The sequence below is a fragment of the Paenibacillus sp. FSL R5-0928 genome (assembly GCF_037970385.1).
Classification (GTDB): domain Bacteria; phylum Bacillota; class Bacilli; order Paenibacillales; family Paenibacillaceae; genus Paenibacillus_AQ; species Paenibacillus_AQ odorifer.
Window position 1 is genome coordinate 3,195,186 of record NZ_CP150225.1, and the last position, 22,117, is coordinate 3,217,302.

At 46.2% G+C, this 22,117-nt stretch carries 25 protein-coding genes; 22 read left to right on the plus strand and 3 right to left on the minus strand.

Annotated features, from left to right (window positions below; all coding sequences use genetic code 11):
• Positions 1-6: 6 nt before the first annotated feature.
• Positions 7-603, minus strand: a complete 597-nt coding sequence (locus MKZ16_RS14330; RefSeq protein WP_076104269.1) for an ANTAR domain-containing protein — start codon at positions 601-603, stop codon at positions 7-9.
• Positions 604-886: 283 nt separating this feature from the next.
• Between MKZ16_RS14330 and nirB the strand changes: the two genes are divergently transcribed.
• From nirB to coaD, 11 genes are all read left to right on the plus strand, one after another.
• Positions 887-3,313, plus strand: coding sequence for a nitrite reductase large subunit NirB (gene nirB / locus MKZ16_RS14335; RefSeq protein ID WP_143759010.1), 2,427 nt, complete (start codon positions 887-889; stop codon positions 3,311-3,313).
• 13 nt (positions 3,314-3,326) lie between these two features.
• Positions 3,327-3,644 carry a nitrite reductase small subunit NirD gene (gene nirD, locus MKZ16_RS14340; protein WP_170914222.1) on the plus strand — a complete coding sequence of 106 codons (318 nt, stop codon included), beginning with the start codon at positions 3,327-3,329 and terminating at the stop codon, positions 3,642-3,644.
• A 28-nt stretch (positions 3,645-3,672) separates the two neighbouring features.
• Positions 3,673-4,548, plus strand: coding sequence for a formate/nitrite transporter family protein (locus MKZ16_RS14345; protein WP_036686462.1), 876 nt, complete (start codon positions 3,673-3,675; stop codon positions 4,546-4,548).
• Entirely contained in the window at positions 4,545-5,312 is a 768-nt protein-coding gene (gene cobA / locus MKZ16_RS14350) for a uroporphyrinogen-III C-methyltransferase (RefSeq protein ID WP_036686464.1), read from the plus strand. The genes MKZ16_RS14345 and cobA overlap by 4 nt, the downstream gene beginning before the upstream one ends.
• A gap of 392 nt (positions 5,313-5,704) precedes the next feature.
• Positions 5,705-6,514, plus strand: coding sequence for a glycoside hydrolase family 73 protein (locus tag MKZ16_RS14355; protein WP_076104267.1), 810 nt, complete (start codon positions 5,705-5,707; stop codon positions 6,512-6,514).
• A 20-nt stretch (positions 6,515-6,534) separates the two neighbouring features.
• On the plus strand, positions 6,535-6,819 hold the full coding sequence (locus tag MKZ16_RS14360) for a holin (RefSeq protein WP_036686468.1): 285 nt from the start codon (positions 6,535-6,537) through the stop codon (positions 6,817-6,819).
• Between the two features lie 112 nt (positions 6,820-6,931).
• Positions 6,932-7,354: a hypothetical protein gene (locus tag MKZ16_RS14365; protein ID WP_036686469.1), complete on the plus strand. Its 423-nt coding sequence runs from the start codon at positions 6,932-6,934 to the stop codon at positions 7,352-7,354.
• Between the two features lie 123 nt (positions 7,355-7,477).
• Positions 7,478-7,582 carry a sporulation protein YjcZ gene (locus MKZ16_RS14370; RefSeq protein WP_080742482.1) on the plus strand — a complete coding sequence of 35 codons (105 nt, stop codon included), beginning with the start codon at positions 7,478-7,480 and terminating at the stop codon, positions 7,580-7,582.
• Positions 7,583-7,810: 228 nt separating this feature from the next.
• On the plus strand, positions 7,811-8,767 hold the full coding sequence (locus MKZ16_RS14375; RefSeq protein ID WP_036686471.1) for an alpha/beta hydrolase: 957 nt from the start codon (positions 7,811-7,813) through the stop codon (positions 8,765-8,767).
• Positions 8,768-9,130: 363 nt separating this feature from the next.
• Positions 9,131-9,739 (plus strand): 16S rRNA (guanine(966)-N(2))-methyltransferase RsmD, encoded by a 609-nt coding sequence (rsmD, locus tag MKZ16_RS14380; protein ID WP_036686473.1) that lies wholly within the window; start codon positions 9,131-9,133, stop codon positions 9,737-9,739.
• Positions 9,723-10,235, plus strand: a complete 513-nt coding sequence (gene coaD, locus MKZ16_RS14385; protein ID WP_036686476.1) for a pantetheine-phosphate adenylyltransferase — start codon at positions 9,723-9,725, stop codon at positions 10,233-10,235. Before rsmD ends, coaD begins: the two co-directional genes overlap by 17 nt.
• Here coaD and MKZ16_RS14390 read toward each other — a convergent pair.
• Positions 10,213-11,439 (minus strand): nucleoside recognition domain-containing protein, encoded by a 1,227-nt coding sequence (locus tag MKZ16_RS14390; protein ID WP_076104266.1) that lies wholly within the window; start codon positions 11,437-11,439, stop codon positions 10,213-10,215. The genes coaD and MKZ16_RS14390 overlap by 23 nt on opposite strands.
• A gap of 152 nt (positions 11,440-11,591) precedes the next feature.
• Here MKZ16_RS14390 and MKZ16_RS14395 point away from each other — a divergent pair, with 152 nt between their 5' ends.
• On the plus strand, positions 11,592-12,629 hold the full coding sequence (locus tag MKZ16_RS14395) for a SepM family pheromone-processing serine protease (RefSeq protein WP_076101778.1): 1,038 nt from the start codon (positions 11,592-11,594) through the stop codon (positions 12,627-12,629).
• On the opposite strand, the gene MKZ16_RS14400 is transcribed toward MKZ16_RS14395, so the two are convergent.
• Positions 12,619-13,857 (minus strand): nucleotidyltransferase, encoded by a 1,239-nt coding sequence (locus MKZ16_RS14400; protein ID WP_076104265.1) that lies wholly within the window; start codon positions 13,855-13,857, stop codon positions 12,619-12,621. The genes MKZ16_RS14395 and MKZ16_RS14400 overlap by 11 nt on opposite strands.
• A 209-nt stretch (positions 13,858-14,066) precedes the next feature.
• Here MKZ16_RS14400 and MKZ16_RS14405 point away from each other — a divergent pair, with 209 nt between their 5' ends.
• From MKZ16_RS14405 to rnc, 10 genes are all read left to right on the plus strand, one after another.
• Positions 14,067-14,579: a DUF177 domain-containing protein gene (locus MKZ16_RS14405; protein ID WP_036686482.1), complete on the plus strand. Its 513-nt coding sequence runs from the start codon at positions 14,067-14,069 to the stop codon at positions 14,577-14,579.
• A gap of 69 nt (positions 14,580-14,648) precedes the next feature.
• On the plus strand, positions 14,649-14,822 hold the full coding sequence (gene rpmF / locus MKZ16_RS14410; protein WP_019911234.1) for a 50S ribosomal protein L32: 174 nt from the start codon (positions 14,649-14,651) through the stop codon (positions 14,820-14,822).
• 357 nt (positions 14,823-15,179) lie between these two features.
• The gene (fapR, locus tag MKZ16_RS14415) at positions 15,180-15,776 is read left to right on the plus strand and encodes a transcription factor FapR (protein WP_036686484.1); all 597 of its coding nucleotides are present in this window, start codon (positions 15,180-15,182) and stop codon (positions 15,774-15,776) included.
• Positions 15,760-16,749 carry a phosphate acyltransferase PlsX gene (gene plsX, locus MKZ16_RS14420; protein WP_038570599.1) on the plus strand — a complete coding sequence of 330 codons (990 nt, stop codon included), beginning with the start codon at positions 15,760-15,762 and terminating at the stop codon, positions 16,747-16,749. The genes fapR and plsX overlap by 17 nt, the downstream gene beginning before the upstream one ends.
• A gap of 8 nt (positions 16,750-16,757) precedes the next feature.
• The gene (locus MKZ16_RS14425) at positions 16,758-17,747 is read left to right on the plus strand and encodes a beta-ketoacyl-ACP synthase III (protein WP_139329841.1); all 990 of its coding nucleotides are present in this window, start codon (positions 16,758-16,760) and stop codon (positions 17,745-17,747) included.
• Positions 17,748-17,768: 21 nt separating this feature from the next.
• The gene (fabD, locus tag MKZ16_RS14430) at positions 17,769-18,692 is read left to right on the plus strand and encodes an ACP S-malonyltransferase (protein ID WP_036686490.1); all 924 of its coding nucleotides are present in this window, start codon (positions 17,769-17,771) and stop codon (positions 18,690-18,692) included.
• Between the two features lie 54 nt (positions 18,693-18,746).
• Complete coding sequence (gene fabG / locus MKZ16_RS14435) at positions 18,747-19,496, plus strand: 3-oxoacyl-[acyl-carrier-protein] reductase (RefSeq protein ID WP_036686492.1); 750 nt, start codon at positions 18,747-18,749, stop codon at positions 19,494-19,496.
• Between the two features lie 125 nt (positions 19,497-19,621).
• Positions 19,622-19,855: an acyl carrier protein gene (locus MKZ16_RS14440; protein WP_036686493.1), complete on the plus strand. Its 234-nt coding sequence runs from the start codon at positions 19,622-19,624 to the stop codon at positions 19,853-19,855.
• A 218-nt stretch (positions 19,856-20,073) separates the two neighbouring features.
• Entirely contained in the window at positions 20,074-21,309 is a 1,236-nt protein-coding gene (gene fabF, locus MKZ16_RS14445) for a beta-ketoacyl-ACP synthase II (RefSeq protein ID WP_076104264.1), read from the plus strand.
• 15 nt (positions 21,310-21,324) lie between these two features.
• Positions 21,325-22,029, plus strand: a complete 705-nt coding sequence (gene rnc, locus MKZ16_RS14450; protein ID WP_038570606.1) for a ribonuclease III — start codon at positions 21,325-21,327, stop codon at positions 22,027-22,029.
• Positions 22,030-22,117 lie beyond the last annotated feature (88 nt).

Genomic DNA, 22,117 nt, shown 5'->3' on the forward strand with positions numbered 1-22,117 from the left:
CCCCCCTTAGGTTTGATCTTGCAGTAATTGATAGACTCTAACGATTGAAGTAGCTACATCAACCATACGTTTACGTTCATTCATTGCTTGTTTACGGAGAAGATCATAAGCTTCAGATTCGGAAATATTCTTGACCTTGGACAGGATACCTTTAGCCATATCAATCCATTTCCGTTCTTCGATTCGAGCATGCAGCTGTTCTCGCTCTTTACGCCATTGTTGTCTTTCGAAACATTGCTTGGCACTGAAATGAAGGATCCAATGGATCTCCTGTGAGAGCATGGAAGGCGATAATACACCATCCACCATGATATTATCTTCACATGCAGCAAGTGAAAGTGTGGCTGTTTCGTCAGTACACCACCAAAGGATTGGTGCAATCTTATGACTCATTAGTAAAGTACCCCAGCTATTGATCTCTGTGATGGGTAAATGGAGTATGGAAGCATCAGCGTCTTTGATCCGTGCCACAGCTTCTTCTTGTGTAACGGCTACTGTGACAATATATCCGGAGGAACGGAGAATGGCATCCGTTTTACTAGTTGAGCGCTCGGCTGTGTCCTTCTCTGTCGTGCTATTCTGAATAATCAACAGGGAATGCATAGTTCGACGCCCTTTCTTAATCGTTATGTTATTTTATATAACACAGAAACGATGGGTTGTCGACGAATTTAAGATTTTTAAATTTTATATGTCATAATTGTTGACGTTCTCTGATTCCTGTTGTATAGTCGGTTTAACAAATTAATCATTCACGAATACAACGGTGTATTCGACTGAAGCGGCAATGGTGCCTGCTTTCACTTATCGCAATGGGAATGTAAGTTTCCGTGTGGAGTGGAGCGGGCTTTTTGGGTTTTCCAAACGGAGAGGAGAGATATAGATGATAGCTGCGCGCAAGAAACTGGTGTTAGTCGGCAATGGAATGGCGGGGGTTCGTACGATTGAACATTTGCTCAAATTAAATCCTGAGGGGTATGAGATTACCATCTTTGGTTCGGAACCTTATCCTAACTATAACCGGATCATGTTATCTTCCGTTCTTGCTGGTGGAGCGAATATGAGTGAGATCATCATCAATGATCTGGAGTGGTATCACAGCCAAGGTATTAAGTTGTATATGGGACATACGGTGACTTCAATAGACAGTGAGAGTCGAAAGGTATATTCCGATAAGGGGATCACTGCCGAATACGATGAGTTAATCCTAGCTACAGGATCGAATCCCTTTATGTTGCCTATACCGGGTGCGGATAAAGAAGGGGTCATTGCTTTTCGTGATATTAAGGATTGCCAGATCATGCAGGAGACTGCAGGATCTTATAAAAAGGCGATTGTCATCGGTGCAGGCCTGCTAGGGCTGGAAGCGGCTAGAGGTCTGTTACATCTGGGAATGGAAGTCACTGTAGTGCATATCCACGATTATATTATGGAGCGCCAGCTGGACGAAGCTGCATCAGTAATGCTCAGAAGAGAGCTGGAAGCGCAAGGAATGAGATTTCTGCTCCATAAGCAGTCCGAGGCGATTTTAGGTAAGAAGAGAGTAAGAGGTTTACTATTCACAGATGGTAGCACAGCCGATGCGGATCTTATTGTCATGGCAGTTGGGATTAAACCAAATGTTGAATTGGCAAAGAAAAGTGGTGTGCAGATCAACCGCGGAATTATCGTAAATGATTATATGGAGACGAATATCCCCGGTATCTTTGCTCTGGGGGAATGTGCCGAGCACCGAGGAATCGCTTATGGTCTGGTAGCTCCTTTATATGAACAAGGTGCCGTATTAGCAAAAAGGCTGGCTGGAGTTAAGGTTGAAGGATACATGGGTTCTGTAACTTCTACCAAGCTGAAAGTATCTGGTGTTGATGTATTCTCAGCAGGACAATTCACCGAGCCGGGCGGATCCAGGGCGCTGCGATATCAGGATGAAATAGAAGGAGTCTACAAAAAGCTAGTTATACAAGATGACATGTTAATCGGGGCAGTACTATTTGGTGATACCAGCGACGGTGCTCACTTGTTCTCGATAATTAAGAATAAAGAAAATATTAGTGGAAGAGAAAAGGAACTGTTATTAGGAATCTCAGCGGATGTGTTCTCATCGACGCAAGGGAATCGGTTGGAAGTTATGCCGGAAGATGAAATCATTTGTGGATGTAATGGTGTTTCGAAGGGGACTATTGCTGAAGCGATTGAGTCTGGAGGCTGTACCAGTGTAGGGCAAATTAAGGCGTGCACCAAAGCATCCGCTTCCTGTGGGGGCTGTAAACCACTTGTAGAAGGGTTATTGCAACTCTATGCAGGTGATGCGGTCACCGTAGTTAAAGAAGGAATATGTGGCTGTACAACGCTGAACCGTGATGAAATTGTTTCTGAGATAAAAAGAATGAAGCTAATGACAGTTAAAGAAGTGATGAATGTTCTGGAGTGGAGTCAGGAGGAAGGTTGTGCGAAATGCCGCCCGTCGCTGAACTATTATCTGGGCATGTTGTGGCCTGAGGAATATATAGACGAGAAAGAGTCTCGTTATACAAACGAGCGATATCACGCCAACATTCAGAAGGACGGGACTTACTCTGTGGTTCCGCGAATCTATGGGGGGGTAACTTCACCTGCAGAATTGAAGAAGATTGCAGAGGTTGCCGAGAAATTTGCTGTTCCTATGGTGAAGTTTACTGGAGGACAAAGACTAGATTTGCTTGGCGTTAAGAAGGAAGACTTGCCTAAGATGTGGGAGGAGCTTGATATGCCTTCCGGGCATGCTTATGGCAAAACGTTACGTACAGTGAAGACCTGTGTGGGGTCTACCTTCTGCCGATTTGGCACTCAGGATGCGATCAGTATGGGGATTACACTGGAAAAACAATTCGAACGCCTGAATACGCCGGGTAAAGTGAAACTTGCAGTTTCCGGATGCCCTCGTAATTGTGCGGAAGCGACGATTAAAGATTTTGGTGTTGTGGCGATAGATGGTGGATGGGAACTGCATATTGGTGGGAATGGAGGGGTACATGTGCGGGCCACGGATCTTCTATGTGTGGTGAAGACTGAAGAAGAGGTAGTTGAATGGGCAAGTGCGTTCTTACAATATTACCGTGAGCAGGCCTGCTGGAATGAGAGAACTGCACACTGGGTCGAACGAGTAGGGGTAGACAATATAAAGAAAGCTCTTGAAAGTCAGGAGGAGCGCTTGGCGCTCAAAGAACGAATTGAGACAGTGCTGGGGCTCACTACTGATCCTTGGAAACAAATTGTGAATGAGCCAGAACTACGTAAGAATTTCGAAGCTATTGCACAAATAGAGAGTGTTTAAAGGGGGGCTAATGATGACTATAACCAAAATGCTCGTTGGTAAAGTAACTGATATTGATACAAGGGGTTCACGAACTTTTAGGGTCAATGACATGGAGATCGCGTTATTTCGACTTTCAGATGGTGAGGTTCTTGCGGTAGAGAATAAATGTCCTCATAAAGGTGGCGCATTATCCGAAGGGATGGTATGTGGTACGAAGGTTCACTGTCCTCTGCACGACTGGAAGATTGACCTGCATAGTGGAGTTGCTATGGAGCCAGATAAAGGCTGTGTTGTTACATTTGATGTAGAAATTGATCCTAATAGTGGTTCGATCTATGTAACCATTTAAAGAAAAGACCGTTGAAGGGGGATTAATCATGGATTATATCAAACCACGTGAAGTGCTGAACGCTATGATTGAAAGCGGCAAGAACAAAGCAGAGTTATCTATCCTGCAGTTATTGGTGAGAGGCAGTTTGGGTGGAGCGATTCTGGCTTGTGCTACTACACTTGCATTTACAGCTGCGGCGCAGACCGGGATTCCTATGGTAGGAGCTATTATTTTTCCGGTAGGGTTCGTAATGATTATTCTACTTGGTCTAGAGCTAGTGACAGGCAGTTTTGCGCTGATCCCTCTGGCGGTTCTGGAAAAGAAGACAACAACGAAGCGGATGTTGAACAACTATTTATGGGTTATATTCGGACATCTGCTCGGTTGTGCGGTATACGCTGTTCTTTATGGCCTTACGATTACAAAAATGGGCACAGATATGAGTCATCCAATGATTCAAACCCTCATTAATACAAGTGAGGCCAAGACCATTGCCTATAAAAATATGGGTGGAGACGGAATGCTGTTAGTTATTATTAAAGCCATGCTCTGTAACTGGATGGTTACCTTAGGGGCTGTTATGGCTATGACTTCGAGCTCTACCTCCGGTAAAATCATTGCCATGTGGCTGCCAATCCTAACTTTTTTTGGACAGGGGTTTGAGCACACCGTCGTAAATATGTTCGTGATCCCTGCAGGGATGATGCTGGGAGCGAGTGTTAGCTTTGGTGACTGGTGGTTATGGAACGGCATTCCTGTTCTCCTTGGAAATTTTATTGGAGGTGTTCTGTTTACTGGAATTCTATTCTATCTCTCTCAAAAAAGTTTCAAGGGCAGTCGCTTAACTCCTGCGTCTGATGTATCGACGGGTCGCGGAGATTCTGTTGTGCTGGAACAGGTTGTGTTGGAGAAAACGATATGAAGCCGGGATGCGTAGCTATAGTTGGAGCGGGACCGGGAGATCCAGAACTTATAACGATAAAAGCAATGCGGCGAATCCAAGAAGCAGACGTTATTTTATATGATCGCTTGGTAAATGAAGAATTGCTTAACTATGCCAAAGCCGGAGTAGTAGTAATCTATTGTGGTAAATCTCCAGGCCAGCATTCAATGTCACAGGAGAAAATTAACGGGCTGCTCATTCAATATGCTAGCGAAGGCCATAGAGTGGTCCGACTCAAGGGTGGAGACCCCTTCGTATTCGGCAGAGGCGGGGAAGAAGCACTGGCTGTCGTGCAAGCTGGTATTCCTTATGAAGTCATTCCGGGTATAACTTCCGCAATCGGTGTAGCCGCTTCCGCTGGAATTCCCCTGACACATCGTGGTATTGCAGCGTCTTTTGCCGTCGTCACGGGTAGTCGCTGCCCTGAGCATGTTGCTCCTATACAATGGAACCGGTTAGCGCATAGTGTAGATACTCTTGTTATTTATATGGGAGTTAGTCAATTAAGCCATATTCGTGAACAACTCTTAATACACGGAAAAGATGCCCAAACACCGATTGCGTTGATTGAGAATGGTACATTTGCTTGCCAACGAACAGTGACAGGCACGCTGGAGAATATCGATAAGCTGGCAGTGGCCACAAAGATTAAAAATCCTGCTCTTATTATAGTAGGGGAAGTTGTGAAGGTGAGAGAGCAACTGATACATTTACAGGGATTAGTGAGATCGGAAATTAGCTAAACACGGGAAAAGTGCTTGATCACAGTGGATAGCAGATGTCGATGTCATGAAAAGATAAAGGAGCGTTGTTTGGCTGCTTTTACACCGCCGAGTCATATTCAGTCTGCTTAAGCTTAAGGACCCGGATGACGTTATTAGCATGTATTTAACCATTTGAGCATGGTTTCGGACCCCAGTGACACTATTCCATATGAAGAGCATGATATTGAGTGATTTTGGTGCCAATTGCGGCTATGGAGTCCGTTAACATTCCAAATGTGAGCTAATGCTGCGTATAAGGTCAGCTGAGTCCTATAGCGGATACGAATCTAGTAAAAACACAATGTTAGTAGGGGATAAGCACAGTCATTTTATGATGCCTCGCATTTAATAAATGGAGAGGATGTGATGAGATGACAGAAGGCGAGTTTATAGCGAAGATTGCAAATTTTGCTGTAAAGGACATGCAGCTCACTAAGGTTCCCGCTTCGTTAACCATTGCTCAAGCGGCTCTGGAGTCAGGCTGGGGCAGCAGTGGATTGACTGTGAAAGCGAATAATTTGTTTGGGATCAAAGGAAGTGGACCTGCTGGCAGCATTACTGTACAAACTACTGAATATATTAACGGTAAAGCTGTTAAAGTTAATGCCCCTTTTCGAGCCTACAACAACTGGGGAGAATCTATCGCGGATCACTCCGAATTGATTGTGAATGGAGTCTCATGGAATCGCAACCTTTACAGCAAGGTTCTCGGTGCGAGTGGCAAGGCGGCCGCACAAGAGATTGCCGCAGCTGGCTACGCTACTGATCCGAACTATGCAGCTAAGCTGATTCAAATTATGAATACCTATAATCTGTATCAATATGACGACAAATCCATGGGAGGAGATGATGAGATGTCCGCAGAGGATAAGCAAAAGCTTGTTAGTCTAGAATCGGAAGTAAAGGAACTGCATGCCCTTATTGCAGTTCTTACAGCTAGCAGGGATACGCTGAAAACAGGTGTGCAAGAACAGGGGCAGTCGATTACTAAGCTTACAGATCGGGTGGCATTAATTGAAAATCGAGCAGTCATGAATGTCCCTGCATGGGCTGAGGCGGCTGTGAAAACAGCGACTGCGGCAGGACTTCTCGATACTCCATCGGGTGGCAGTTACGATTTCTATCGCATATTAACGGTTCTGAACCGTGCAGGTTTACTTGTAACAGAAAGTAAAAAATGAAATAAGGAGGATTAAAAAACATGTATAACGATGCTCTCAACAGTGTGCTTGCCTTTGCTTCAGTCCTAGCTGTTTTTGTAATGGCACTAGTACAACTTGTGAAGAATAGCATTGAACTTCCGCGGAACATTGTGCCAGTTGTGGGGTTGGGTATTGGCTTGCTGGTTGGAGCAGTTGCCTATCCGTTCACTGATATGAATCTGATTCTGCGACTCTGGGCGGGGGGGCTTGCGGGACTATCAGCGACCGGGTTGTTTGAACTGGCGTTTAATAAAAGGGATGGGACGAAAAAAGATGATAAATAGATTTTGCCTATGAGTTTTATAAAACAATCGTTTTACACTGGTAATGTGGCTATGCATTCTATCGAGAACACTAATATATTATGGTATGCCAATATATAAAGGGGGTGCAACGATGGGAACTTACCTTGATGCAAGAACATCTCAAAATGCCAGCCTCGCCAACTCTATATCTATTCCTATTACGGTACTTAACACGCCGCAGCTCTTTGGACAGATTGGGTTGTTAACGGCTGGAGTGACTACCAATCCACGCGTTCTTCTTAAAGGAACGATATCTGTAACGCTTCCGTTAGCTTTAGTAGGTATCACAATTACGATTGTAAGAGGAACCTTGGCTACTGATCCAAAAGTGTATTCTGCTACTTCTACTTTTTCTCTTAGTCTTCTGGCTCCGCAAGTAATAACCTTTTCAGCAGCGGATTTCTTACCAGCCATTACACCTCAGCTCACTTATACAGCATTTGTATCTTCTAATCTTCTCGGTACAGTACGTGTGGGTCCGGAAAGCTTTGATGGTATTTTAGTTTCTGATTAGATGTTGAGCTCATAACCTCGCTGGTAGCCCAGTGGAGGTCTTTTTTTTTAACCGTACGCCCAATCTTCTAGGGGGATAAATACATATTATATATTGTATTCTAAATACGGAGGAGGTCTTCTCATGGGTGCTGAATATGGTCAGGTTGGTGGCGCTTTTACTTCTACAGGCGCAATCTTAGTATTGTTCATCTTATTAGTAATTATTACAAGTGCATGTATGTTCTAAATTTCTAAAATAGCAGGGCTCCATGTTGGCATTTTGCCGACTTGGGGCTTTTTTTTGTAAATGTTGTGTCCATTAAAGCTATATAAATTAATGAATTAAAAGAATACTAATCACGTAGTGAATAACATGAGTTTACAATACTGTGATTTTGAATATTCAAATATACATGGTATCTTAGTCTGATAACATAGATTAATACTGTTAAATTTTATTTAGGAGAGAGCTAGTTTGAAGAAAAAAATGATGATCGGAATTTCTTCTGTTATTGTACTTTTAATCATTGTTGTGACTGTGGGAAGTTTTTATTTCTATCATGTTGCTATTGCACGTGCTTCAAAGGATTTCTTAAATGAAAGCCCTGACCTGCAGTCCAGTCCAGAGGTAGAACAATCTAAAGATACCTCGAAGGCAGACCAAGAGTGGTGGGATACCCAGAGCTTTGATAGATGGGAGATAGATTCTGATGACGGAATACAGCTTAAAGCGTACTATTTAGCTGCCCCTGAACATTCCGATAAGACAGTTATTGTTGCTCATGGGTATGCTGGAAATGCAACTCAAATGAGTGGATATGCCAGAATGTATTATGAGAGACTTGGATATAATATTTTGCTGCCGGATGCCAGAGGACATGGTGAAAGTGGCGGTGACTATATCGGATTTGGATGGCCTGAACGTAAGGATTACCTGAAGTGGATTCAGAGTGCCCTAAAAGCAAATGGTGAGGATACACAGATCATCCTGCACGGTGTTTCCATGGGGGGAGCTACCGTTATGATGACAAGCGGAGAGGATTTACCAGCTAATGTTAAAGCAATTGTGGAAGATTGCGGTTATACCTCAGTGAAGGACGAGCTTACCTTTCAATTAAAAAGAATGTACCATCTCCCCGCCTTTCCAATTGTAGATACGACCAGTATGCTAACAAAGATTCGGGCAGGTTATTCCTTTGGTGAAGCCTCAGCCTTAGAACAGGTGAAGAAATCTAAAACGCCAACCCTGTTTATTCATGGCGATAATGATACTTTTGTTCCTACGGAAATGGTTCATACGGTATATGAGAATAGTCCGGTCGAGAAGGAGCTTTACATCGTTCCTAATGCGGGTCACGGAGAAGCTTTCCGCATGGATCCGGTTAAGTATGAGAGCGTAGTTTCTGAGTTTATCGGAAGATTTGTGAAATAGTTGCTGCTGAAAAGGCTGCCGAAAGGGTAGTCTTTTTGTGTTTATAAAACCGTTAAACATAAATTCGGGGCCCTATCTCTAGGGCCCCTTTCATGGGAGAGGAGAAACCGGACGAAGAGCTTATGGGGAAACGTAAGCCTGCTCCGCGGTTGTCTACGACATTTGTGGTGTCGATAATTACATGATGTCCCTGGAAGTCCAATCTTATACATTAAGATGACTTATTTCTCTGAATAAGCTGTTTCGCCTTCTTATTTCATATCTAGACAAATTTTTTATTTCATCGCGCAAATGTGTTACGATAGGCGTGGACTTATGCCCTTTTGGGCATAACAAACAGAGATATAGAGCGGGTGAATAACAGTGAGAGTGGTATCGGGAAGTGCAAAAGGAAGGCCACTGAAGAGTGTTCCGGGAAGTGGGACAAGGCCTACGACCGATAAGGTGAAGGAAGCTGTATTTAGCATGGTAGGCCCATATTTCGAAGGTGGAGCGGTGCTGGATTTGTTCGCCGGTACTGGCGGTTTGGGGATCGAAGCCTTAAGCAGAGGGATGGAAAGCGGTGTATTTGTTGATATGGATCCTAAAAGTATCGACACGATCCGCGCCAATCTGAAGGCTACCAAGCTGGAAGAACAAGCGCAGGTGTACCGTAATGAAGCTGGAAGGGCGCTAGGTGCGCTGGAGAAGCGGGGAAAAGTTTTTGATTTGGTCTTTTTGGACCCTCCCTATCGCTTGAAGCACGGGGATGAACTTATGCTTATGATGGTCGAAAAAGGAATGCTGCAAGAGGACGCGATTATTGTTCTGGAGCATGAATCAAGTTATGCCTATCCTGAAGATATTCCAGGATTTTATAGGCTGCGTCAGGCCGTATACGGAGAAACGACAATTTCTATTTACCAGTATGAAGCTAATCCTACAGAGGAAAGTGAAGCTGGTGAGGAGGTAGAGAATGAGTCAGCAAATTAGAAAAGAACGTGTTGCCATTTATCCAGGTACCTTTGATCCCGTGACTATGGGACATATGGATATTATTCGGCGCGCATCCAAGCAATTCGACCGTTTGATTGTAACGGTGCTTAATAATTTGAGTAAAAACCCGCTGTTTACTGTAGATGAACGGACAGAGCTATTAAGACAGGCAACCGCTGATATTCCCAATGTGGAAATTGACAGCTTCCGTGATCTGTTAGTGAATTATGTTCGTCAAAAAGATGCTCAGGTCATAGTTCGGGGTATCCGTACCGTTACTGACTTTGAATATGAGCTGCAAAACGCATCGATCAACCATAGCCTGGATCCCGATGCTGAAACGATTTTTATGATGACTAATCCGAAATATTCCTACTTAAGTTCCAGTGTTGTTAAAGAGATCGCCCATTTCGGCGGGAATGTGACTGATTTTGTGACGCCTGAGGTTGAACAAGCGATGAAGCGTAAATTTAACCGAGTCGATGGCGAATAGTACTTACCAGATAAGTTCCAGCAGATAATCCCAACAGTATGATGAGCAGAAGTGCTTGCAGACTTAGCAGCTGTGGAAAAGAGCTCCATATGTCCGTAACATTCATGGTGCCGGTTGGAGTCGGGCGTGAGTCTGCAAGTGCTGGTAAAGCAGCTTTACGGATAGCCAGCAATGGTTTCCAGAGCAATAAAGTTAACAGAAAAGCATAAAGTCCATGCATCAGACGAACCGTAGCGTAGGGTATAAATCTGACTCTGGCTTGTTTGAGCATGGTCAGCACCTGTAGTTGCGCACATAGTCCGCTCCAGCCCAGTGCAGCAGACAGCAAAGCTATCCCGAGCATACTAGAGGGACCTGTTCCAATGCTTTCCAGCCCTTTGCTGATTGCGTCGGCGCCTAAATGAATTTCCAGTAGGCTTGCTGGCAGAGCAGCTGGCAATGCGGGAAGTACAGTAGTGATGATATTGATGACTACAGCGAACATAATCATGTAACCGCCCACGACCATCAGACTTTGCACGGCATTAGCTACGGACTCACCGAGAAGCTTGCCGAAGCTGCGACCGTCTTTTGCTCTGGCATCTGTTGCTGCAAGCTGAACACGACTATATAAAGAAGGACGTTTGGTGTCCGCAGAAATCTTATCAACTGGTTTCGTGTTCGCTGACCGTCCCTTTAACAGAGCATCGGTATAGCTGGCTAGAAGTCCAGAGATCCAATGGATGGCCAGCAGGAAATAACCTGCTGAATTACTGTGTAGAAAAGCTATGCCAATTACTATAAGCATGGTTACCGGGCTGGCGAAGTGTGTAAGTGCTGCAAGTCGAGCGGCTTCCTTGTCAGAGATGCTGTTCTGCTTGTGTAGCTGCATGACCCCTCCAGCTCCACCGGGGAATCCGGCTGTGATTCCGAGTGCCAAGGTCCAGCCGCTGGCACCGGGCAGACGAAAGACCTTTTTCATCAATGGCTCCAGAAGCACTCCAAAACCATGCACGAAACCCGAAGCGGTAAGCATCTCTGACAGCATCAGGAAGGGGAGCAGGGCAGGGAATACGAGTGTCCACCAAAGCTTCAATCCTTGGAGTGAAGCCTCAAAGGAGCTCTCCGGTGAGATAATAATTGCAATGGCTATCAGGATTGCCATAATCCCGGGTATAAATGGTGTGGAGCGTGTAGCTAGTCGGCGTATTTGAATATTTTTCATTTCTCAGATCACCTCTTCATAACTTAAGGCATGGACGATGTGTTATCAATTTATGCAGAGTAGACAACCATCATGCCAAACCACTAGTCGAAGCGGTAATGAAGTTCAATCATTCATATCCTAAATGTGCCGCGGGAAAGAAGGGAAGAGCAGTGAAGCAACTGAAGCATCGGCCGGGTTTCCGCGCCACAGCTTATCTGTTTACGTTTGTAGTTATCGTGTATGTATTTGTCTTTATGAACACCCCGTACATCGTATATCAGCCAGGCAGTGCATCTGAAGTTGCCCCTATGATTAAGGTGGAGAATGCCGATCCGGCTGAAGAAGGAACGTTTATGATGACTACGGTGTCTGCTAGTTATGCTAATGTGGCCTTATTGGTCGCCTCTGCTTTTAATTCCAATTCAGAGGTTGTGCGAAAAGAAACCCGGCTAGGGGATAAGTCAGAAGACGAATATGCTGCGGAGCAGGTTTTTTACATGAATAGCTCACAGTCTTATTCTGTTCAGGCCGCTTATCATGCAGCGGGAATTCCATATGAGGATGTAGTGGATTATCTCTACGTCTTTTCGGTTCCTGTAGAAAGTAATAAAGGACAATTTCTGCCGGGTGATAAAATCATTAGCGTAGAAGGACAAAAAGTGCCCGATCCTGAAGCACTGTCTAAACTGCTCTCCTCTAAAAAAATCGGAGATCAAGTGGCTGTTGTTTTGCAAAGAAATGGCAAGGAAGTAAAAGAACAAGTGACGCTGGTGGAAATAAAGGATAAAGAGGGCGCGGCCGTTCGGCCTGGTTTTGGAGTCACTATTGCCGCCGTTCAAAAAGTAAAACCAAAAGAAGCAGGGAAAGCTGTCAGTTTTGTAGATACAAATGTTGGCGGACCTTCGGCAGGGCTAATGTTCACTATGGAAATTTACAATCGCCTTACTTCTGGTGATTTAACTAAAGGCCATAGGGTTGCAGGGACGGGTACGATTAACGCTGAGGGTGTGGTAGGTGCTATCGGTGGAGTGAAACACAAGATCGTGGCTGCGGATCGAGAAGGGGCGGAGATTTTTTTCGTGCCTGTTAAGAATTATGACGAAGCCAAAGCAAAAGCTGATAAAATCGGCACATCTATGAAGCTGGTGCCTGTATCTACGCTGGATGAGGCGCTGAAGTATATGGAGGAACTGCCGGTCAAACCATGACCGGAGGTTCCAAATAATCGCGGTACATATCCAGTCTGCGGGGTTCCTTAAAAGCTCCCGTGAAAGCGGAAGCGGCTTGAAGATCTCGCTCAAGCTGCGGATGGGAACAAAGGGACGGGCGCATGACGATGGGCAACGTAGCTTTTTGTTTCATCTCTTTAAGCAGTGCTCGTCCACTTTCTCTAAAACCAAGAATGCGGATATATCCGGGCCCCTCTGCTAGTATGGAAGGGGTCATTTCTTTTTTAGAATGATTTAACAGAACATGTAGCAGCAGACGCTGTAACCGTGTATGCGTGTAGCGCTTGCTCTTAAGGGCGTGAAGCAGGCCTGAAACAGAGAATTGCTCCAACTCAGGCAAAAGCCGCAGTATTCGGTTCTCCAAGCCTTCATTCATATCATGGATCGTTTGTAACTCGGCAGCAGTATGGGTGGTCAGCAGATGGCGAAGCGGGATACTGAAGCTCTCCAAGCTCAGAGGGCCCCTTCCGGCTGCATGCTCTCTTTCCAAAATGGACACGCTATAATCCGGCATATAAGCAGCAGGAGATCCGCCTTCTTGCAGCAGCTTGCGGATGGCCGTCGCACTTGCAATAGAAGAGTCGACTTGTAATGGGTCATGGAAGCCTGCTGCTGTGCGCGGAACGGTTAGTGGCATTATCTTGCTGTGCAGCCGCTGCAAGGCGATAAGATAATGCAGGCCAAGGCTGTTATTCGGCTGGCGCAGCAGCTCGCCTGCATCTCCGGGACTCTCCGTTTCCGGGAGAGTCCCTTCAAAGGCCACCGCCGCCGCTGCGCTGTAGGCGGCGGGAAAGCTTGCTCCGAGCGCCATGCGGCGGCGGATCTCGCTCTGAAGCTCGCTACTTTCCTCAGCCAGATATCTGGCCAGCGGGAGCAGCGAGCCCAAAGTGCCGGCTTCGGAGCCGAAGCACAAGCTGTCCACGACCCCGGTCGCTTCCAGCAGTGCAACTGCTCCGAACGCGAACCACTCGGCTGGCTGGACGGCATAGGCCACCGGCAGCTCAATGACGAGGTCGGCGCCCATATGCAGCGCCATCTTTGTCCGGGCCTGCTTGCTAACCGCCGCCGGCTCGCCGCGCTGGGTAAAGGGACCACTCATGACGACGATGGTGCGCTCTGCGCCGGAGAGTCTTTTGGCTTCTGTGAAGTGATGCACGTGTCCGTTATGTAAAGGATTGTATTCTGCGATGATTCCAACCGTTGTCACTGTGGCTTCCCTCCGATAAGTAAGGTATATTTATTGAGTTTAGTAGGGTGGATTTCTAGAGATACTGTTAGCACAAGCTGATCTTTTGATTTACACTAATAGTTATATCATAATTCACCGCATTTTCTGAAACAATATAAAGGGAAAATGGTTGACAAAGGTATAGAATACTAGGTATAATAAATTTTGTTTGTTTGGGAGTGATAAGTATGCAGATTCACTTTCGCAAATTAGCGAATGCCGACGAACCGTTACATATTCACGATGTTGTGGATGTCAGCGAGGTAGTCAAAGGGCGCAAGGATATTCTAACTGTTGCTCCGCTCTCAGTAGACCTTAAAGCGCTGCCCGCGGGAACCGATTGTGTGAACGTGGTGGGGAAACTGAGTGGAGATGTGGACATGTTATGTTCACGTTGTCTCACGGAGGTCAAAAGTGATTTGAACATTCCTTTTGCTGAGACTTTCAAGTGGCTTAAGCAGCCAGTTCTTCCAGATGATGACGAAGATGAGGATCTCATTTACGTCAAGGATGAGGTTGTGGATCTTATCCCGTATGTGGAAGAAAATTTCGTACTGCACTTACCGGATTCGGTATTGTGCAAGGCAGACTGTCTTGGTCTTTGTCAGAAATGCGGACAGAACTTGAACGAAGGCACCTGCAGTTGCGACAACACAGTGATCGATCCTCGACTCGCTGGGTTGAAAGACTTTTTCAAATGAAACATTACAACAAAACACATCCTGCTCTGAGGAGCAGGCTGACAGAAATATCACGAGGAGGTGGAACACATGGCAGTACCACAACGTAGAACGTCTAAAACACGCCGTGACAAACGTCGCACCCACTTTAAGTTGGTTGTGCCGGGCATGGTGAAATGTGAACAATGCGGAGAGTTGAAACTAGCTCACCACGTATGCAAAGTTTGCGGAACTTACAAAGCAAGAGAAATCATCAAACAATAGTTTCAGAATAAGTAGTACTTCACTTCGGTGAGGTACTATTTTTTTGCTTAAATATAATAAAGATAGGGTTTGCACCTGTACTTTATGTTCCGCTCAGAAGTCAATGCTTTATTTTTGGTGCGGCATGCTTTATACTACATATTAGTACCTGGTTCTAAATAATATTTATGATTGTTTGACCTAATATAACAGCGGCCATTCAAGAGGCCGGATGCTTTCTTTAAAATATAAGGAAGTATAAGTTATGCACCTATACTTTATGTCTTATATTTCTCGCTTAAACGCTTACCGTCCTTATTAGGACGCCGAAGGCGTTTACGCTTGGCATGTGCCAGGAGGTGAGCCGCTATCGAGCGGATGTCCAAGAAAGAACGTCAGCAACAGCTGCTACATATAATTGCAGGCAATCCTTTTGTGACTGATCGGGAGTTGACTCGTCAGCTGAAGGTGAGCATTCAGACGATTCGGTTAGACCGGATGGAGCTGGGAATACCAGAACTGCGTGAAAGAATGAAACAAATGGCAGAGCATTCCTATGATCAGGTGCGCTCTTTGCCTGCGGATGAAGTGATCGGAGATATTGTGGATTTACAGCTCGATAAGAGCGGGATTTCGATCTTTGAAATTCGTGAGGATCATGTCTTTTCCAGAAATGGGATCGCCCGTGGCCACTACGTGTTTGCTCAAGCCAACTCGCTTGCGGTTGCTGTGATTAACGATGAAATTGCCTTGACTGCTTCAGCCGACATACGCTTTGTTCGTATGGTTCTGCTTGGTGAGAAGTGCATTGCTAAAGCTCAAGTGCGGTCACTTGCAGGCAGAGGCGGCAAAGCAGAGGTGGACGTATTCACCTATGTCGGAGAAGAATTGGTATTTCAAGGCCACTTTATAGTGTATCGTTCCGCTAATGAAGAGTATAGTGAAGGGGGTAACCGTAGTGCTGATCGCCATTGATGCCATGGGCGGGGACAACGCTCCTGAATGTAATGTCGAGGGGGCGTTGTCCGCGGCCGCGGAATGGAAAGATACGCAGATTGTGCTCGTAGGTGACGAAGCCAGACTAGAGCCGCTGCTGAAGGACAAGCCGTCCAACCTGAGTGTGCGGCATGCAGGAGATGTTATTGGTTCTGATGAAGAGCCGGTTAAGGCGGTTCGCCGCAAAAAAGATTCATCCATGGTTGTAGCTGGACGTATGGTGCGTGAGGGCGAAGCAGATGCTATGATTTCGTCAGGTAACACAGGGGCGCTTATGACTACAGGGTTACTCGTAGTGGGCCGTATGCAGGGGATTGAACGTCCTGCGCTGGCACCTATGATTCCGACACTTGATGATGTTGGCGTGCTTGCGCTTGACCTTGGTGCTAACATGGATGCGAAACCTGAACATCTGGTGCAATATGCGCTGATGGGCAGCATTTATCGGAATAAAGTGCACGGTATTGCTAAGCCGCGGGTTGGACTTCTAAATGTAGGAACGGAGCCTGGGAAAGGCAACGAGCTGACCAAAGAAGCCTATCCACTGCTGGAGAACTTGCCAGGCATTCATTTTATCGGTAATGTTGAGGCACGCGACGTACTGACAGGAAACTGCGATGTGCTTGTCTGCGATGGATTTGCTGGTAATATCCTATTGAAGTCGCTTGAGGGTACAGCAGGTGCATTGTTCTCTTTGCTGAAGGAGCAATTCAGTCGTTCTCTGAAAACTAAGCTTGGAGCGGCTATGCTGATGCCGGAGCTTAGAGCCCTGAAGGGCAAGATGGATTACAAAGAGCATGGTGGTGCACCGCTGCTTGGTCTTAGCGGATTGGTAGTTAAGGGGCACGGATCTTCAGACGGAAATGCGGTTAAAAATGCGGTAAGACAAGCGCGGATTGCTCTGCAAGCCGATCTTGTGCCAAGTATATCCAAGGAAATTAGCGGGAAGTGAGTGACGAAATGAAACAGTTGCGGCCGGTTGGGATTATCGGTACGGGTAAATATGTACCTGAGAAAATTTTAACAAACAGTGATCTAGAAAAAATAGTGGAGACTAACGATGAATGGATCGTCAGTCGGACAGGGATCCGTGAAAGACATATCGCTGCACCACATGAGGCAACTTCTGATTTAGCCTATGAAGCTGCACTTAAAGCTTTGGATTCTGCAGGCATGAAAGCTGAAGATCTGGATCTTATTATTATTGCAACGGTAACCCCTGATAGCTCCTTTCCTTCCACAGCCTGCATTTTGCAGGATAAACTTGGAGCTAAAGGTGCTGCGGCATTTGACTTGTCAGCAGCCTGCTCTGGTTTTGTATACAGCCTAGCTACTGCGGTTGGCTTTATTCAGAACGGAATGTACAATAATGCACTCATAATTGGTGCGGACACTTTATCCCGCATCACTGATTATACGGATCGTAACACCTGTGTACTGTTTGGCGATGGTGCAGGAGCAGTAATCATCGGTGAGGTTCCAGAGGGACGCGGTTTCCAATCCTTCGATCTGGGTGCTGAAGGTTCTGGAGGAAACTTGCTTAAGCTGGAAGCTGGGGGCTCGCGCTTGCCTGCATCTCAGCAGACAGTTGAAGACAAGAAACATTTCATTTATATGAATGGCCGTGAAGTGTTTAAGTTTGCCGTTCGTGTTATGGGCTCAGCTACAGAACGTGTGCTAACTAAAGCCGGATTAGGTAAAGAAGATATTGATTTGTTCGTGCCGCATCAAGCGAATATTCGTATCATTCAATCCGCTATGCAGCGGCTTGACCTGCCACCGGAGAAATGTGTAATCAATGTTGATAAATATGCTAATACATCAGCAGCTTCTATTCCTCTAGCTCTAGTTGAAGCGGCGGAAGAAGGACGCATGAAGGAAGGCGACACGGTTCTGATGGTTGGATTCGGCGGTGGCTTGACTTGGGGCGCGTCCGTATTGATCTGGTAATAGAGGAAGGAGTTCTTACTTATGAGTAAAATCGCATTTGTCTTTCCCGGTCAGGGTGCACAGGCAGTTGGAATGGGTAGAGATGTATATGAAGCTCTTCCGCACAGCCGCGCGGTATTCGAAAAAGGTGATGAGGTGCTCGGATTTTCACTGAGCCAGCTGATTTTTGAAGGACCTGACAGTGATTTGAAACAGACCGTAAATACGCAACCAGCTCTGCTAACAGCAAGTGTGGCTTATCTGGAAGCATTACGTGATCAAGGGATGAAGCCGGATTATGTAGCTGGTCATAGCCTAGGAGAATACAGCGCACTGGTTGCGGCAGGCGTATTGTCCTATGAAGATGCTGTAAGACTCGTGCGTTTACGCGGTCGTTTTATGGAGGAAGCTGTTCCAGGTGGACAGGGAGCTATGGCTGCAGTGCTTGGTGCGGAGCGGGATGCTCTGGCAGAATTATGCCGGAGCGTATCCGAGGAGAGCGGCGTGGTAGAACTGGCGAATGTGAACTGCCCGGGACAGATTGTTGTTTCTGGTTCACAAGCCGGGGTTAACGGTGTTGTGCAGCGTGTTAAGGAAGCAGGCGGAAAGCGGGCTATTCCGCTGGAAGTAAGTGGACCTTTTCACTCTTCGATGATGAAGGCTGCGGCAGACCGCTTGGCAGACGAGCTGAAGAGTGTTACTTTTAATGCTCCGGCTGTACCTGTTATTGTCAATGTTACCGCAGCACCTGTAACGGATCCTGAAGAAATCCGTGAACTGCTTGTCCGCCAGGTGTACTCCCCTGTGCTCTGGCAAGACAGTATTGAATGGCTGATTGCTGATGGTGTGGATACTTTTGTGGAAATTGGTTCTGGCAGTGTTCTGGCAGGTCTGATCCGCAAAATAGACAAAACGGTCAAAGTAATCAACATTAACACGCTAGAAAGTGTGCAAGCTGTCTTGTAAGATACGTTCAAACATTGTTTATCAATAGCAATATGATCGAAGGGGGAATAAATGATGTTCTCAGCATTGCGGGGTCAAACGGCCCTTGTAACTGGTGGCTCTCGCGGCATCGGCCGCAGTATTGCACTTGCTCTCGCGGAACATGGCGTGAAGGTGGCCGTGAACTATGCGGGGAGTGAAGCAGCCGCACAAGAGACCGTAGCTCGGATTGTCGAGCTTGGCTCGGAGGGTATTGCCCTTCGTGGCGATGTCGGCAATAGTGAACAGGCCGAGAACCTTGTCAAAGAGGTTCTGAATACCTGGGGACGTATTGACATTGTTGTCAATAATGCCGGCATTACCAGAGACAACCTGATTATGCGCATGAAAGAAGAAGAGTTCGATCAAGTGATCGAAACGAATCTAAAAGGGGTGTTTAACTGCCTAAAGGCAGCTACACGCCCTATGATGAAGCAACGCTACGGGCGAATTATCAATATTTCTTCCGTAGTAGGTGTAACAGGAAATCCTGGACAAGCTAATTACTCCGCAGCTAAGGCAGGTGTCATCGGTTTAACGAAGGCATCGGCTCGTGAGCTTTCCTCACGGGGGATCACGGTGAACTGTATCGCTCCTGGCTTCATTGATACAGATATGACGCGTGAGCTCTCTGAGGAAGTGCGCAGTGAGCTTGAGAAGGGCATTCCACTTGCTCGTCTGGGGCGCCCTGAAGAGATTGCTATGGCTGTAGTCTTCCTGGCCTCTGAAGGCGCTGCGTATATGACCGGCCAGACACTACACGTGGATGGCGGGATGTATATGTAACTCTCCGTCAAGGAGAAATTACACTGTTTTAATGCTGAAATGTGAGGGATAAAGAAAGCGTTTTTGACGCTCTATGGTATTTTGAACTCATATCTCGTATAATACCAAAAGAGGAGGTGAACCGGATGTCCGATGTATTAGAGCGTGTAAAACGCATTGTCATCGACCGCTTAGGTGCCGATGAAGCTGAGGTAACATTAGAAGCGTCTTTCAAAGATGATTTAGGTGCTGATTCTCTTGATGTAGTAGAATTGGTTATGGAATTGGAAGATGAATTCGATATGGAAATCTCTGATGAAGATGCAGAGACGATTACGACCGTGGGTGAAGTTGTGAAGTACATACAATCTCATACCTAGAGTCATATGATTGAGAGTCCCGTTCCTGCTAGGGCGGGACTTCTCCTCATTTATAGAGCATTAAAGAGGAATCAAAGGTTGCCTTGAGCAACTATATAAGGGATATAACAGAACCGCAGGATGGTTATTGATGCGGTTATCGCTGTTCATATAGTAGCAACAGAAAGTATATAAGTTCTGAATATAATGTATACAACCTATAGATGGGGTGATTGTGTTTGAGTCATAGAGTGGTTGTTACCGGGATGGGCGTAGTTACATCATTGGGCAAAGATTTGGAGACGTTCTGGGATAATCTTATGAGCGGCAAATCCGGTGTATCAAAGGTTGAGACCTTTGATGTCAGTGAGTATACTACGCAAATAGCATCCTCTGTTAAAGATTTTGATCCAGAGGCACTTTTTGGTCGTAAGGAAGCCCGCAAAATGGACCGTTTTGTACAATTTGCAGTGGCTGCCGGTGAGGACGCGTTGCGAGATAGCGGACTTAAGATCGGTGAAGATATTGATGCCGAAAGAATAGGTGTATCTGTAGGATCAGGTATTGGTGGTCTTGGAACTTGGGAAGACAATCATAACTTGTTGCTTGAAAAAGGACCGAAGCGGGTTAGTCCGTTCTTCATTCCGATGATGATCGCTAACATGGGTTCTGGACAGTTGTCCATTAACCTTGGTGCAAAGGGTCCTAATACGACGACAGTAACTGCTTGTGCTACAGGAAGTCACTCCATTGGGGAATCCTTCCGCTTGATTCAACGTGGAGACGCAGATGCAATGATCTGCGGTGGTTCCGAAGCGACCATTCGTCCAACAGGTATGGCTGGTTTTTGTGCAATGAGAGCAATGTCCACTCGCAATGATGAGCCTGAGAAGGCAAGTCGTCCGTTTGATGTGGATCGCGATGGTTTTGTTATGGGTGAAGGCGCCGGGATTCTTATTCTGGAATCACTCGAACATGCTGAGAAACGCGGAGCGAAGATCTATGCTGAGGTTATCGGTTATGGTCTAAGCGCAGATGCTCATCATATGACTGAGCCTGATCCAGATGGTGCAGCTCGCTGCATGAAGATGGCAATCCGGGATGCTGGTATCTCTCCTGAAGATATTGATTATATCAATGCTCATGGTACTTCAACGCCTGTAGGAGATAGATCAGAAACTGCTGCTGTTAAGAAAGCATTGGGTGATCATGCATATAAAGTGGCAATCAGTTCAACGAAATCCATGACAGGTCACCTTCTGGGTGCGGCTGGTGGAGTAGAAGCTATTATTTGTGGCCTTTCCTTGCAAAAAGGGATGATTGCGCCAACGATTAATTTGGACAACCAAGACCCGGAATGTGATCTGGATTATGTACCAAATGTGCCACGTAAAGCTGATCTTGATATTGTAATGTCGAATTCGTTCGGCTTCGGGGGACATAACGCAACAGTTATTCTAAAAAAATATAATTAGTAAGGGGACAGTGCGGTGAAAGGAGAACTGAAGCAGTTACAACAGCAACTTCAAATCCAATTTCACGATTCTGTGCTTCTGAAGCAGGCCTTTACCCATGCATCCTATGTGAATGAACACCGTTTCAATCAGCATCAGGACAATGAGCGTCTCGAATTTCTTGGGGATGCAGTTCTGGAGTTAACGGTTTCTGAATATTTGTACAATCTATTGCCAGACCGACCTGAGGGAGAGTTGACCAAGCTGCGGGCCGCTATTGTATGCGAGCCTTCACTGGTCAAATTTGCGGAGAGTTTAGGTTTTGGCCGTTATGTACTGTTGGGCAAAGGGGAAGAACTTACGGGCGGACGTACTCGCCCGGCCCTGCTGGCTGATGTATTCGAATCCTTCGTGGGAGCGCTTTATCTCGACCAAGGACTGGAAACGGTGCGAAGTTTTCTTGATAATCACGTATTTCCTCTGGTGGAGACGGATGGGAAATTGCAAATGCAGATGACCGATTATAAGACGGAACTGCAAGAGCTAATTCAGCAGCACAATATGGGTACATTGGAATATCGAATTATAGAAGAACGGGGACCCGCACATGAGCGTGAATTCGTCTCAGAGGTGTATATGGCTAACCGTTCACTTGGTAAAGGAAGCGGCCGGTCCAAGAAGGAAGCAGAGCAGCAGGCAGCGGCAGCTGCACTCTTGCATCTGAAAGAGGACGGTGCCTGAGTTTTGCATCAAGGGGACAAGCGGAGGAGAGCAGCAAAGGTCTGAATACCGGCGTTTAGGCGGAGCTCAGACCGTTGCTGCTCTTTTT